This window comes from Leifsonia sp. PS1209 (assembly GCF_012317045.1).
GTDB lineage: Bacteria > Actinomycetota > Actinomycetes > Actinomycetales > Microbacteriaceae > Leifsonia.
On record NZ_CP051154.1, the window covers coordinates 1,595,853 to 1,609,695 of the forward strand.

Annotated in this window: 14 protein-coding genes; 7 read left to right on the top strand and 7 right to left on the bottom strand. The window is 69.0% G+C overall.

Annotated features, from left to right (window positions below; translation table 11 throughout):
• Window positions 1-42: 42 nt before the first annotated feature.
• On the bottom strand, window positions 43-1,239 hold the full coding sequence (locus tag HF024_RS07580; RefSeq protein WP_168689169.1) for a pyridoxal phosphate-dependent aminotransferase: 1,197 nt from the start codon (window positions 1,237-1,239) through the stop codon (window positions 43-45).
• Between the two features lie 168 nt (window positions 1,240-1,407).
• On the opposite strand from HF024_RS07580, the gene HF024_RS07585 reads away from it, so the two are divergent.
• From HF024_RS07585 to HF024_RS07600, 4 genes are all read left to right on the top strand, one after another.
• Complete coding sequence (locus HF024_RS07585; protein ID WP_168689170.1) at window positions 1,408-3,168, top strand: trypsin-like peptidase domain-containing protein; 1,761 nt, start codon at window positions 1,408-1,410, stop codon at window positions 3,166-3,168.
• A gap of 131 nt (window positions 3,169-3,299) precedes the next feature.
• Complete coding sequence (locus tag HF024_RS07590) at window positions 3,300-4,361, top strand: glycosyltransferase family 2 protein (protein ID WP_168689171.1); 1,062 nt, start codon at window positions 3,300-3,302, stop codon at window positions 4,359-4,361.
• A gap of 2 nt (window positions 4,362-4,363) precedes the next feature.
• Window positions 4,364-5,182 carry a CDP-alcohol phosphatidyltransferase family protein gene (locus HF024_RS07595; protein WP_168689172.1) on the top strand — a complete coding sequence of 273 codons (819 nt, stop codon included), beginning with the start codon at window positions 4,364-4,366 and terminating at the stop codon, window positions 5,180-5,182.
• On the top strand, window positions 5,175-6,056 hold the full coding sequence (locus HF024_RS07600) for a glycosyltransferase (RefSeq protein ID WP_168689173.1): 882 nt from the start codon (window positions 5,175-5,177) through the stop codon (window positions 6,054-6,056). The genes HF024_RS07595 and HF024_RS07600 overlap by 8 nt, the downstream gene beginning before the upstream one ends.
• Window positions 6,057-6,119: 63 nt before the next feature.
• Here the strand turns inward: HF024_RS07600 and HF024_RS07605 are convergent, their stop codons facing one another.
• The 6 genes from HF024_RS07605 to HF024_RS07630 all read right to left on the bottom strand — a co-directional run bounded on the left by HF024_RS07605 (window position 6,120) and on the right by HF024_RS07630 (window position 10,470).
• The gene (locus HF024_RS07605; RefSeq protein WP_247597351.1) at window positions 6,120-7,103 is read right to left on the bottom strand and encodes a hypothetical protein; all 984 of its coding nucleotides are present in this window, start codon (window positions 7,101-7,103) and stop codon (window positions 6,120-6,122) included.
• A 79-nt stretch (window positions 7,104-7,182) separates the two neighbouring features.
• Window positions 7,183-7,497, bottom strand: a complete 315-nt coding sequence (locus tag HF024_RS07610) for a helix-turn-helix transcriptional regulator (protein ID WP_168689174.1) — start codon at window positions 7,495-7,497, stop codon at window positions 7,183-7,185.
• Window positions 7,498-7,602: 105 nt separating this feature from the next.
• Window positions 7,603-7,992, bottom strand: a complete 390-nt coding sequence (locus HF024_RS19765; RefSeq protein ID WP_247597352.1) for a hypothetical protein — start codon at window positions 7,990-7,992, stop codon at window positions 7,603-7,605.
• A gap of 139 nt (window positions 7,993-8,131) precedes the next feature.
• Window positions 8,132-8,869, bottom strand: a complete 738-nt coding sequence (locus HF024_RS07620) for an ABC transporter ATP-binding protein (protein WP_085369462.1) — start codon at window positions 8,867-8,869, stop codon at window positions 8,132-8,134.
• On the bottom strand, window positions 8,869-9,657 hold the full coding sequence (locus tag HF024_RS07625) for an ABC transporter permease (RefSeq protein WP_168690826.1): 789 nt from the start codon (window positions 9,655-9,657) through the stop codon (window positions 8,869-8,871). Before HF024_RS07625 ends, HF024_RS07620 begins: the two co-directional genes overlap by 1 nt.
• Window positions 9,658-9,777: 120 nt before the next feature.
• Entirely contained in the window at window positions 9,778-10,470 is a 693-nt protein-coding gene (locus tag HF024_RS07630) for a phosphocholine cytidylyltransferase family protein (RefSeq protein ID WP_085369463.1), read from the bottom strand.
• A gap of 401 nt (window positions 10,471-10,871) precedes the next feature.
• Here HF024_RS07630 and HF024_RS07635 point away from each other — a divergent pair, with 401 nt between their 5' ends.
• The 3 genes from HF024_RS07635 to HF024_RS07645 are packed head-to-tail and all read left to right on the top strand — an operon-like array spanning window position 10,872 to window position 13,842.
• Window positions 10,872-11,966, top strand: coding sequence for an ABC transporter ATP-binding protein (locus tag HF024_RS07635; RefSeq protein WP_168689175.1), 1,095 nt, complete (start codon window positions 10,872-10,874; stop codon window positions 11,964-11,966).
• Complete coding sequence (locus HF024_RS07640) at window positions 11,942-13,519, top strand: hypothetical protein (RefSeq protein WP_247597353.1); 1,578 nt, start codon at window positions 11,942-11,944, stop codon at window positions 13,517-13,519. Before HF024_RS07635 ends, HF024_RS07640 begins: the two co-directional genes overlap by 25 nt.
• Window positions 13,520-13,557: 38 nt before the next feature.
• Window positions 13,558-13,842: a DUF3039 domain-containing protein gene (locus HF024_RS07645; protein WP_085369466.1), complete on the top strand. Its 285-nt coding sequence runs from the start codon at window positions 13,558-13,560 to the stop codon at window positions 13,840-13,842.
• Window position 13,843 lies beyond the last annotated feature (1 nt).

The following is a 13,843-nucleotide window of genomic DNA, read 5'->3' on the forward strand; positions in this document are numbered from 1 at the left end:
CCGTCCGGTCAGTGTCGCAGCCCGGTCAGCGTCGCAGCCTGGTCAGCGTCGCAGCCCGGCGAGCTGGGCGGCCGCCCGCTCGAGCACCTCGGTGCGCTTGCAGAACGCGAACCGGACGAGGGATGCGGTCCGCGCCCGGTACTCGTCCGTGCAGAACGCGGACAGCGGCACGGCCACCACCCCGGCGAGGTGCGGCAGTTCGCGGCAGAACCGCACGGCGTCGTCGAAGCCGAGCGGGGCGGCGTCCGCCACCACGAAATACGTTCCGTCGGAGTTCGCGACACCGAAGCCGGCCTCGCGCAGGCCGGCCGACAGCAGGTCCTTCTTGCTCCGGAGGGTCTCTGCGATGCCGGTGAAGTAGTCGTCGCCCAGCCGGAGCCCGGCCGCGATGGCCGGCTGGAAGGGTGCGCCGTTCACGTAGGTGAGGAACTGCTTCACGGCGAGGATCGCGGTGACGAGCTCGGCCGGGGCGGTGAGCCAGCCGATCTTCCAGCCCGTGGTGTTGAACGTCTTCCCTCCCGACGAGATCGTCACCGTGCGCTCTCGTGCACCCGGCAGCGTGGCGATGGGGACGTGGGGGAGACCGAAGGTGAGGTGCTCGTACACCTCGTCGGTGACAATGATGGCGTCGTGCTCGTGCGCCAGCTCGACGATCGTGCGCAGCACCTCGGCGCCGAGCACGGTGCCCGTCGGGTTGTGCGGCGTGTTCACGAGGATGATCCTGGTGCGGTCGGTGACCGCATCCCGCAGCTCGTCGAGGTCGGGCTGGAAGTCGGGCAGCCGCAGCGGCACCGTGCGGTGCCTGCCGTCCGCGAGGCCGATGAGGCCGCCGTATGCGTCGTAGAACGGCTCGAAGGTGACGACCTCGTCGCCCGGCTGCAGGAGGGCGAGCAGGGTGGCGGCGATGGCCTCCGTCGCCCCAGCTGTCACGAGCACCTCGCGGTCCGGGTCGACGGTGAGGCCGTAGAAGCGCTGCTGGTGCTCGGCGATGGCGAGCCGCAGCTCGGGGATGCCGATGCCCGGCGGGTACTGGTTCCTGCCGTCCCGGATGGCGGAGACGGCCACGTCGAGGACCTCGGCGGGCCCGTCCTCGTCCGGGAAGCCCTGGCCGAGGTTGATCGCGCCGGTGCGCACGGCGAGCGCGCTCATCTCGGCGAACACCGTCGAGGCGATCGTCCCGTCCGCCCCGAGCAGCCCGGCGCCGCTCGCCGCCCGTCTCCACGCGCCTGGCACCGTCATGGTCACGTCCTCTCGCCGTCCTGCCTCCCAACCTACGGGGTGTCGGTCACCGGATGCATTCGGTACGTTGTGCAGAGTCATTGACAGGCAGTAGCTCGTCCACAGGGGCCGCAAATAGAACACCCAGGTTCGCATCCCAAGCTGTCAGTGCTTGGAAGGAGCAACACCATGACTGACACCCCGATCACTCCGGAGCCCGCGAAGGCCCAGCACGACGCCGACACCGAGTCGGTCGTGGACGCTGCAGCCGAGACTCCCACCGCAGCAGAGAACCAGGCGCCGGCCGCGCCCGCCGAGTCGGCGGAGACCGCAGCACCGGCAGCCCCCGCGGCGCCCGCCGCCCCCGCCGCTGGCACGCCCGCTTGGGAGGCGCCCGCCGCCGCCGAGACGGCACCCGCAGCACCGGCCGCGCCCGCCGCTGAGCAGCCGACGGGTGCTCAGCCCACCGCGCAGCAGCCGACGGCTCCCGTCGCACCGGCGGCGCACACCACGCAGCCGACGCAGCCCGTCCCGCCGCAGCCGTACGGCCAGCAGCCGACCGCGCAGCAGCCGACGGCGCAGCAGCCCAACTACGGCAACGGCGCGTTCGGCCAGCCCGCATACCAGGGCGTGCCGCAGCAGCCGTACGCCCCGCACACCCAGCAGGGCCCGTACGCCACGGCCCCCGGCGTCGCGGCCGCAGACAAGCCGGCCAAGAAGCGCAACACCGGCATGATCATCGCCACCCTCGCGATCGGCGCCCTCATCGGCGGCGTCGCCGGAGCGGGAGCCGGTGTCGGCATCTACGCGGCCACCAGCTCCAACAACGCCACGATCAAGACCGTCTCGGGTCCGCAGAACATCACGGTCAACGACGCGAACAACGCCACGACGGTCACCGCCGTCGCCGCGAAGGCGTCCCCGAGCGTGGTCACCATCTCGGTGACCGGGTCGAGCGAGGGAGGCACGGGCTCCGGCATCGTCCTCACCTCCGACGGCTACGTCCTCACCAACACGCACGTCGTGACCCTCGACGGCCAGGCATCCAACGTGACCGTCAGCGTCCAGGACAACGACGGCAAGATCTACACGGCCAAGATCGTCGGCACGGACCCGACGACCGACCTCGCCGTGATCAAGCTGGACGGCGCATCCGGGATGACCCCGATGAAGTTCGCCGACTCCAGCAAGCTGAACGTCGGGGACACCGCCGTGGCCATCGGCGCGCCGCTCGGCCTGTCCGGCACCGTCACCGACGGCATCGTCAGCGCCCTCAACCGCAGCATCAGCATCGCGTCGTCCGCCGCCCCCAAGTCGGGAGACGACTCGTCCGGCGGCAGCGGGGGAGACAACAACGGCAACCCGTGGAACTTCGACTTCCCCGGCCAGGGCGGCTCCGGCCAGCAGCAGCAACAGCAGCAGCAGGCGACCGCGACCATCTCGCTGCCGGTCATCCAGACCGACGCCGCGATCAACCCCGGCAACTCGGGCGGTGCCCTGCTGAACAGCAAGGGCGAGCTGATCGGCGTCAACGTCGCCATCGCCAGCGCGAGCGGTTCGTCGTCGAGCGGCAGCCAGTCGGGCAGCATCGGCGTCGGCTTCGCCATCCCGGCGAACCTCGCGGAGCGCGTCTCGCAGGAGATCATCAAGAACGGCTCGGCGACGCACGGCCTGCTCGGCGCATCCGTCACCGACTCGTCCTCCGACGCCAAGGCGAAGAACGTCGGCGCCATCATCAAGGAGGTCACCTCCGGAGGAGCGGCAGCCTCTGCCGGGCTGAAGGCGGGCGACGAGGTCGTGAACTTCAACGGCCTGCCGATCACGAGCGCCACCGACCTCACCGCTCAGGTCCGCGCCCTCGCGGCCGGTGCCAAGGCGGACGTGACGTACATCCGCGACGGCCAGACCAAGACGACCACCGTCACGCTGGGTTCCCTCCCGGCGAGCTGATCGCCACCAGCGCCACCACGAGGCCGTCCCGCAGCAGCGGGGCGGCCTCGTGCCGTGCGGGGGTGCGGTTCCCAGGCGCGGCGATCCACGGCTGATAAGCTCGATTGACCCGAAAACGACGAATGGAACCGATGCCGGACAACACTGTGCACACCCTTCCCGGTGTCTCGTACGTGATGCCCGTTCTGAACGAAGTCACTCACGTGCGGGCGGCCGTCGACAGCCTCCTCGCGCAGGACTACGCAGGACCGTTCGAGGTGACCGTCGCCCTCGGCCCGAGCATGGACGGCACCACGGAGCTCGTCGAGGAGCTCGCAGCGATCGACAACCGCATCCACATCGTCGAGAACGTCGTCGGCTCCACGCCGGCCGGGCTCAACCTGGCCATCCGGCAGTCGCACTACCCGGTGGTCATCCGGGTGGATGCGCACTCGGTGCTTCCCCCCGACTACGCCCGCATCGCGGTCGAGACCATCCTGGAGACGGGCGCCGACAACGTCGGCGGGCTGATGGATGCGCAGGGCACCACCCCGTTCGAGCGCGCCGTCGCGCGCGCATACGGCAGCCGCATCGGCCTGGGCGGCACCAAGCTGCACGTCGGAGGCGAGGCAGGACCGGCGGAGACCGTCTACCTCGGCGTCTTCCAGCGCGACCGGCTGCTCGAAGTCGGCATGTTCGACGAAGACATCAAGCGCGGGCAGGACTGGGAGCTCAACCGCCGCCTGCGCTCCACCGGTGGGACGGTGTGGTTCACCCCGCGCCTCAAGGTCACATACCGTCCGCGCCCCAACCTGTACCGGCTGGCCCGTCAGTTCGTCTCCACCGGTGTGTGGCGCGGAGAGCTGGCGCGCCGCTTCCCCGCCGCGAACGGGCTGCGCTACTTCGCGCCGCCGCTGATGGTGGTCGCCGTGGCCATCGGGCTGCTCCTCGGCGTCGCCGGCATCGTGCAGGCCATCGTCGGGGCTGCACCGTGGCTGCTCATCGGTTTCGCGATCCCCGCGTTCTACGTGCTCATCGTGCTCGTCTCCGCGCTGGTCTGGGGACGCTCTCTGCTCGCAGGGCCGGACGGCGGCTTTCGTTCGTTCTTGTGGTTTCTCGTAGTCTTGCCGTGCATCCATTTCTGCTGGGGGAGCGGGTTCATCCTCGGATACCTGTCGCTCACCCGGAACATCACTGCCCACACGGGAAGGTAGCCATGTCAGCCCCAGGAGCCGGCGCGCACGGAGCGCGCCCGACCTCGATCGCCGAACTGCGCGCCGTCGCGCAGCCGCCCGAGGTGCGCGGCCGACGCAACGCCGAGCACTGGACGGCGTCGCTCTACCTGCGCAACCTGTCTCCCTACCTCACCTGGTTCCTGCTCAAGACCTCGATCTCGGCCAACGGCGTCACCGGGCTGATGATCCTCACCGGATGGGCGACGGCCGCGAGCCTGCTCATCCCCGGCATCGGCGGTGCGGCGCTCGCGCTCATCCTCGGTCAGCTGCAGATGCTCGTGGACTGCTGCGACGGCGAGGTGGCGCGCTGGCGCAACACGTCGTCTCCCGCGGGGATCTTCCTCGACAACGTCGGGCACTACTCCACGGAGACGCTGATCGCCATCGCGCTCGGCATCCGCGCCGCCGGATACCCGTTCGAAGCTCCGGCCGATTACCTGTGGACCAACCTGGGCACGCTCCTCGCCCTCATCATCGTGCTCAACAAGGCGCTCAACGACATGGTGCGCGTCGCCAGGGCGAACGCCGGGCTCGGCAAGCTGGCCGACACGCAGGCGGCGTATGCGCCCACCCACGGCGTGATCGCCCGTCTGCGCCGTGCCGCCCGCTTCGTCCCGTTCCACCGCCTGTACCACTCGGTGGAGCTGACGATCATGATCTTCGTGTTCTCGATCGTCGGGCTGTTCATCGGCGACCAGCTGGCGAACCGCATCCTGCTGTCGGTGCTGGTGCCGCTCGCGCTGCTGGCGCTGATCGGGCACTTCGTGGCCATCATGTCGTCGAAGCGCGTCCGTGGCTGACCGCCAGGTCGCCGTCGTCGTGCTCACCCAGGGCACGCGACCGGAGGAGCTGCGCCGCGGCGTCGACTCGGTGCTGGCGCAGACGGGGGTGACCACGGACATCGTCGTGGTCGGCAACGGCTGGGATCCTGCGACCTCAGACCCCGCGCTGCCGGAGGGTGTCCGCACCCTGCACCTGCCGGAGAACCTGGGCATCCCGGCCGGACGCAACGCCGGCGTGCCACTGGTGGCCGGCGACATCCTGCTTTTCCTGGACGACGACGCGTGCATCCCGTCGCCACAGTTCCTCAGCGACGCGATCGGCAAACTGGAGGCGGACCCGGGCATCGGGATGATCCAGCCGCGCATCGTCGACCCGTCCGGCACGATGTCGCCCCGGCGGTGGATCCCACGCATCCGCAAGGGCGATCCAGCGCGCCCGAGCAACGTCTTCTCGGTGTGCGAGGCGGTCATCGTGCTGCCGCGCAGCGTGTTCGACGCCGCGGGCGGCTGGGCGGCCCCGTTCTTCTACGCGCACGAGGGAATCGACCTGGCCTGGAAGGTCTGGGACCAGGGCCTGCGCACCTGGTACGCGGGCGACCTGATCGCCAACCACCCGGCGGTGTCGCCCACCAGGCACGCGTACTACTACCGGCTCAACGCCCGCAACCGGGTGTGGCTGGCGCGCCGCAACCTCCCCGCCGTGCTGGCGCCGCTCTACGTGGGTTCGTGGACGGGCATCCAGCTGCTCCGCTGGTTCAGGAAGCCGGCGGTGCTGAAGGCGTGGTTCGGCGGCTGGCGCGAAGGCTGGCGCACCGACCCCGGTGAGCGCCGCCCGCTCCGCTGGCGCACGGTCTGGCGGATGACGCTGGCCGGCCGCCCGCCGATCGTCTGAGCGCTGCCCCAGCGCTGCGCGCGCTCAGTCGCCTGCGCGCTCGCCTGGTGGCCCTGCCCCTGCTCAGTCGTCGGCGCGCTCGTCGAGGGCGAGCGGGTCGGTGTCCTGTCCCTGCCCTTGCCCCTGCTCCAGCTCGGCCGGGGCGTCGGTCGCTGTCCGGCGGCGGGGGACAGCGCCTCGCAGCACCTTCCCGGCGCGGACGGCCGCACCACCGGCGCTTGCGCCCATCCTGCGCACGCCGTCGGTCGTCGCGGCGAGGGAGCGCCCGGCGATGCCCGGCTTCTTCTCGCCGATCGCGACCGGCCGGATGACCGGGTCGGTCGCCGCCGGGAAGACTTCCGGCGCGCGGCCGAAGGCCAGGCGGGAGTTCTGCACGACGCGCCTGCCCAGGATGTTGTTCCCCGCGCCACCGATGACCGCACCGACGCCGAACGGGATGGCGCGGCCGATGATGCCCGCCCCTCCGCGGATCGCGAACTGCCGGATGAACGCGCTCTTCAGCCTGTCCACCAGCGGCCCGACCATCATCGTCGGCAGGCTGGACGTGACCATCTCGCCCCAGTACGCGCTGCGCCCGGCACCGGATCCTGCGACCTGCCCGGCGAGCTGGCGCACGAGGTCCGAGCCCTCCTTGCCGAGCATCATGGTGAGCACGAGGGCGCGGGCGCGTTCCGGGTCGTCCACGGCGATGCCGTGCAGCTCGCTGAGCGACTGCGCGTAGAGGGCGGTCGCTTCCAGGAAGGCGGCCGTCTCCAGCCCGGAGAGTGCGATGGTGACGCCGGTGCCGATCGCCGGGATGACGGCGGTGACACCGACCGCGGCTCCGCCGGTGGTCACGGCGGCCAGGTAGCGGCGTTCGAGGATGGCGGCGAGCTGCGCGGGGGTCGCATCCGGGTTCCTGCGCCGGATGCTCCGCAGGTGGGCCAGGACGGCCGGCCGGTGGATCGCGAGGAAACGGTCGAGCGTCGAGTTGAGCACGCGGGGCGTCTCGGCGCCGGACGGCGCGCCCCCGGTGACCGATACGAGCGGTTTCTGCTGTCTAGCCATCGCCTCCGAGTGTATGCGTACATTCTGCGAGGAACACGGGGGTTGACTCTCCCGTGTTCCTCGCATGGGCGTGCCGGACTCAGAGCGGCCGGCGCGTGCGCCCGTGCCGTGACCGGAGATAGTCGGACGCGGGGAGCACGCTGTAGACCTCCGGCAGATGCTCACCGGTCAGATCGGTCGTGAGGGCGCCGACGTCGACTCCGAGCACGCTCGCGATGCGCAGAATGGTCACGAGGCTCGGGTTGGCGACGCCGCGCTCGATCTTGCCGTAGTTGGTGACGTGCATCTGCGCGAGGTCGGCCACGTTCTCCTGGCTGAGACCGAGCTCGATGCGGACGCTGCGCACCCGACGGCCGAAGATCAGGGCGGCTGGGGACAGGGGTTCTGGGGACATAAACAATAAATACGGCGAGCGTGCGTCCGTGGCCAGAGCCGAAAGACCTCGGACTCTTTCACCGTGTGCGTAAAAGATGTAAAATACATGCGATGCCCGGCGCGCCTAGAAGCTGACGTTCCAGAGGTATTCCGTACCGTCCGGATGGAACCACCGGACGACGAGGATCGTGTCTCTGGCGACGTCGCGCCCGATCACCGTGGCGACCACCGACGCATCCGGGGCGATCGTGCTGGGCGAGCTCACGCGGAGCCGGGAGCGGCCGGAGATGCTGACGGTGACCCCGCTGAGCACATCCCGGCTGGTGTTCACCAGCCGGTAGAGCGGGGGAGCGCTGCGGTCGACCACCCACGGAACGGGGCGTGCGACGGCGTGCCCCGCTCCGGATGCCGGTGGCCGGCGCACCACGGGGGCGCGGAGCGCGGACGGGCGCCGGAGGGCGGAGGGACGACGGGTCTCGGAGGGACGGTGGGCTTCATGGGGACGGCGGATCATGGCTACAAACTAATGATGGCGTCTGACGCGGGAGCCGTCTGGTCGGGTGTTCGTGCCCTTTATGTGGACAACGTGTCGTAATTTAAATTGTGGAGGGATTGGCGGGGCTGTGGAAACCGCCGTTGACCGGGAGTTTCGATCAGCTCCCGTAGTCGCGGTTGTAGAGCTCGAGCACGTCGTCGATGGAGCCGTCGAGCACCAGGGAGCCCTTGTCGAGGTAGAGGCCGCGTTCGCAGAAGCGGCGCAGGTCCTTCTCGTTGTGCGAGACGAAGAAGAGCGTCCTGCCGCCCGCGAGCAGCTCCTCGATGCGCCGGTAGCACTTCTCTCGGAAGCCCCGGTCTCCGACGGCGAGCACCTCGTCCACCAGGATGATCGGCTCTTCGAGCTGCGAGATCACGGAGAAGGCGATGCGCACCTTCATGCCGCTCGACAGGTGCTTGTACGGGGTGTCCACGAAGTCGCGGATCTCCGCGAAGTCGATGATGCTGTCGAACCGCTCGTCGATCTGCGAGCGCGACATCCCGTGCAGCCCGGCGGTCAGGTAGACGTTGTCGCGCACCGTGAGATCGTCGACGAACCCGCCGGTGATCTCGATCAGCGGCGCGACGCCGTCCTCGACCCGCACGAAGCCCTCGTCGGGCAGCATGACGCCGGCCACCAGCTTCAGCAGCGTGGACTTGCCCTGGCCGTTGCGGCCGACGACGCCGATGGCCTCGCCCTCGCCCACACTGAAGCTGACATTGCGGAGCGCCCAGAAGTCGTCGGGGCGGGTGCGGCGCTGCCGCGAGCTGAACAGGTCTTTGAACGAACGCCGTCCTCCGCGGTTCCTGCGGAACCGCACGCCGAGGTCGGCCACGTCGATGATGGGTGCCGTCATCAGATCTCCTTCAGGACGGCGCGCTCGCTCCGCCGGAACACCAGGACGCCGACCACCAGCAAGATGAGCGACACCAGGGCGCTCATCAGCACGAGATACCAGTCCAGCTCCTTCGCGAAGAAGGTGGCCCTGTACAGGCTGAACAGACCGGTGAGCGGGTTGAACGCCGCCAGGTCTTTCAGGATGTGGATGTGTTCGAGGTCGCGTGCGCTGTAGATGATCGGGGACGCGTAGAAGAGGAAGCGCAGGAACAGCTTGATCGCGCGCTCCAGGTCGCGGAAGAACACCACGAGCGGCGCGACGATCAGCCCGACGCCCACGGTCAGGATGACCTGGATCAGCACGGCGAGCGGGAACAGCAGGATGTCGACGTTGATGGTCGCCCCTCCGATGATCGCGAAGAACGCGAGCACGGGGAGGGACAGCAGGAACTCGATGCCCTTGGAGGCGACGATCCTGTTCACCCAGATCGAGCGCGGGATCATGGTCGACCGGATCAGCTTCGACTCGCGGAGGAAGGCCCTGGTGCTGTCCGAGACCGCGCCGTTGAACCACATCCAGGGCAGGAGGGCGGCGAGCAGGAAGACGATGTACGGGTCTTCGCCGACGTTGCGGTGGAAGATCTGGGTGAAGACGAGCCAGTAGATGCCGCTCATCACCAGGGGGTCGAGGATCGACCACAGGTAGCCGAGCACGCTGGTCGAGTACCGGACCCGCAGGTCGCGCTTGGTCAGCAACCAGAGGGAGTGCCGATAGCGGGCGAACTTCGTTCGCTGCGCAGGGCGCACGGCAGTGAATGTACTGGTCACGGAACCCATCGTATTGATCGAAGCTGCGTGCTCGTCACGCAGCCCACATGACTATACGAAAATACAGCGACGACGCGTGAATTTCGTTTGCGCGGCGGACTACACGAAGAGGTTCGCGCGCTCCAGGTCTTCCTGGAAGTCGACCTCGACGGCGTACAGGTCGGAGATGTCGACAGGCTCGACGAGCATCCCGTCCTGCTCGATCGCGAGCTCGATGCCGCGCTCGAAGTAGTCCTGGTCGCCGACGCGCTGCAGCTGGCGCAGCAGGCCCGCCTTGTCTGCGCTGGAGATGTAGTTGATGCCGACGGCCTCGCCCAGACCGTTCTTGACGGTCTTCGACAGCTCCTGGATGTAGCCCTCTGCGCCGGTGGTGTACTTGACCTCCTCGTCGGCCACCGACGAGGTGTTGACGGTCACGAACGACTGGTCGCGGTTGACGGTGGCTGCTGCACGCACGAGGACGGCCGGGTCGAAGACCACGTCGCCGTTCATCCAGAGCACGCCGCCGTTGCCGGACGCCTGCAGGGCGCGCATGAGGCTCTTGGAGGTGTTGGTCTGGTCGTACTGCTCGTTGTAGACGAAGGAGGCGTCGGGGAAGGCCTCGATGATGTGCTCGAGCTTGTAGCCGACGACGATCGTGACCTTGGCGTCCTTGCCGAAGGCAGCGTGGATGTTGTCGAACTGCTGCTGCATGATGGTGCGGCCGTCGCTGAGCTCGGTGAGAGGCTTCGGAAGGCTTCGTCCGAGACGGCTGCCCATGCCGGCTGCCAGAATCACTACCTGGGTCGTCACAATTGTCTCCTTGGGTTCCGTGCGGACGGGTGATGGTGACCTTCTGGCCGCCACGTCACCGAAGTCTGGTTGAGGGTTCGCCCAGGGTTCAGCCGCACTTACGCGTATCGACACCCCTTCATGCCTCCGCCAGAATACCGGCGCACCCATTCGAGGGGCAGGGGTTGACGGATGTCGTTGTTGGGTCGTTATGTACCTCACAGGACTTTCCTAGGCTGCAGGACCGCTCCAGATGGCTGGGTGGGGCTCCGAAGACCCGGGCGTCTTGGTACGTTAGCTGCGTGAGTTCCGAGCAAGCGCCATCCGACAGCACCGAGCCGATCACGGCGCGTACGCCGGGGACGCCGAGACGGAAGACCACACAGAAGACATCGAGCGCTGGGGAGCGGACGGGGGACGAGATGGCCGCGAATGCAGGTGAGGGAGACGGTGTCTCCTCGCCGCCGACGAAGGCTGCGAAGCCCGCGGCGGTGAAACGCGCTCCGAGCGCGAAGACGGCGGCGGCAGCCGCTGGTTCGAGCACGCGCAGCGCGTCGCCGCGCGCACCGCGCACCACGAAGCCGCGTGCGACGAAGGCGACCCTGCCGGTCGAGACGACCGCGACGATCGAGGTCGCCGCGCCCGCCGAAGTGGATGCGCCTGCTGCGGTGGATGCGCCCGCCGAGGTTGCCGTGCCCTCCGCGCCCGCCGCATCCACTGCTGCCAGCACGCAGACGAAGGCGGCGCCCACCTCCACCGAGAGCGTGCTCAGCGTCACCGGGCTCTACAAGCGCTTCGGCGACACGGTCGCCGTCGACGGCGTGTCGCTCGACGTGAAGGAGGGCTCCTTCTACGGCATCGTCGGGCCGAACGGCGCGGGAAAGACCACGACGCTCTCCATGATCACCGGGCTGCTCCGGCCGGACGCCGGACGGGTGCTCGTGCACGGCATCGACGCCTGGACGGACCCCGTCCGCGCCAAGCGCGCGATCGGCGTCCTCCCCGACAAGCTGCGGCTGTTCGACCGGCTCACCGGCGCCCAGCTGCTCCACTACTCCGGCACGCTGCGCGGGCTGAGCGCCAAGACCGTGCGGTCGCGCTCCGCCGACCTCGCGACGGCGTTCGGCATCGAGGACGCCCTCGACCGCCTCGTCGCCGACTACTCGGCGGGCATGACCAAGAAGATCGCGCTGGCCGCTGCGATGATCCACTCGCCGCGCCTCCTCGTGCTCGACGAGCCGTTCGAGTCCGTCGACCCCGTGTCCGCGGCGAACGTCATCGAGATCCTGCAACGCTATGCGGCGGCGGGCGGCACGGTGGTGCTGTCCAGTCACGGCATGGACCTCATCCAGCGGGTGTGCGACAGCGTCGCGATCATCGTGCAGGGCAAGGTGCTCGCGGCCGGGACCATCGACGAGGTGCGCGGTGAGCAGACCCTCGAGGAGCGGTTCGTCGAGCTGGCAGGCGGACGCAAGGCAGCGGAGGGCATGGAGTGGTTGCACAGTTTCTCGGACTGAAGCTGCGCCTCATGGGCAACGCCTTCCGGCGGAGCCCGTGGCAAGTCGTCGGGCTCTCGGTGGGGCTGGTCTACGGTTTCTTCGTCACCTTCGTGGTGGTCGGCAGCCTCATCGCCGCGCGCTTCGTGCCAGACGTCTCCCAGGTGCACCACGTGCTCGTGGTCGTCGGCTCGATCGTCGTGGCCGGGTTCTTCCTGCTTCCGCTGGTGTTCGGGGTCGACGACACGCTCGACCCGCGCGCGTTCTCGCTGTTCGGCATCCCGAACCGGCAGCTGTCGACCGGACTGCTGCTCGCCGCGCTGATCGGCATCCCGTCCATCGTGCTGACCATCTGCGCCGTCGGCACGGTCGTCACTTGGTCGCGGGATCCCGGCACCACGCTGATCGCGATCGTGTCCGCCGCGCTGCTGGTGCTGACCTGCGTCCTGGCGAGCCGCGTCTCGACGTCGGTGGCGTCGTTCCTGCTCGCCACCCGCCGGTCGCGCGAGTTCGGCGGGGTCATCGGCATCCTGATTATCGTGCTGATCGCTCCCGTGATCATCCTGCTGATGACGATCGACTGGGGACGCGACGGCCTCGGCGTGCTGTCCGGGTTCGCGGCGTGGCTCGGCTGGACGCCGCTCGGCGCCGTGTGGTCCGTGCCGGGAGAGGCCGCGGAGGGCGCGTGGGGCATCGCCGTGCTCAAGCTCCTGATCGCTGCGGCGACGGTCGGCCTGCTCTGGCTCGCCTGGACGTCGCTGGTCGCGAAGATGCTCGTCACCCCGCAGCGCGAGGCGCACGCCAAGGCCTATCACGGTCTCGGCTGGTTCGGCCGGCTGAAGGGCGGCCCGACGGCCGCCATCGCCGCGCGCTCGATGACCTACTGGGGACGCGACCCCCGCTACTGGATCTCGTTGGTGATGATCCCCGTCGTGCCCATCTTCGTGATCGTCGCGCTCACCCTCGCCGGCATCCCGGGCCACTACGTGTCGCTCGTGCCGCTGCCGCTGGTGTGCCTGTTCCTCGGCTGGACCATCCACAACGATGTCGCGTACGACAGCACCGCCATCTGGTTGCACGTCGTCTCCGGCACCCGCGGCATCGCCGACAGGGTGGGCAGGATGTTCCCGCCGATCCTGTTCGGCATCCCGGTGGTCATCATCGGCTCGATCATCACGGCCGCGGTGTACGGCGACTGGGCCGTGCTGCCCGCTGTCGGCGCGCTGAGCGGCGCCATCCTGCTGATCGGGCTCGGGCTGTCCAGCCTGTTCTCCGCGCTCTTCCCGTATCCGGCCACCAAGCCGGGCGACAGTGCGTTCGCGCAGCCGCAGACCTCGGGCGCCTCTGCGGCGCTGGTGCAGGCGCTGAGCTTCTTCGCCATCCTGATCCTCGCGTCGCCGATCATCGTGTTCCTTGTGCTGGGCCTCACGCTCAGCCCGTTCTGGCTGGGCATCGCCCCTGTGGCGGCCATCGTGCTCGGCTTCGGCGTCCTCTTCGGCGGCCTCTACCTCGGTGCGAAGGCCTTCGACCACCGCGGCCCGGAGCTCATGGCGTTCGCCAACCGCAACGACTGACCCCGTCGTCGGGGCCTGGGGAACGTAGACTGGTGGGCATGTACGACGACAGCATTTCGGAACCCGGCGGCCTGCCGGACGGCGGAGGAACGGCGACGCTCGACCGCGAGCTCGAAGAGCTCCTGCAGAACGAGGCCATCGAACCCGGTGACCACGAGCGCTTCTCGCACTACGTCAAGAAGGAGCAGATCCTCGAGTCCGCCATGACGGGCAAGCCGGTCAAGGCGCTCTGCGGCAAGATGTGGACCCCGGGCCGCGACCCGCAGAAGTTCCCGGTGTGCCCCAGCTGCAAAGAGATCTACGAGAAGCTGCGCGACGAATAGC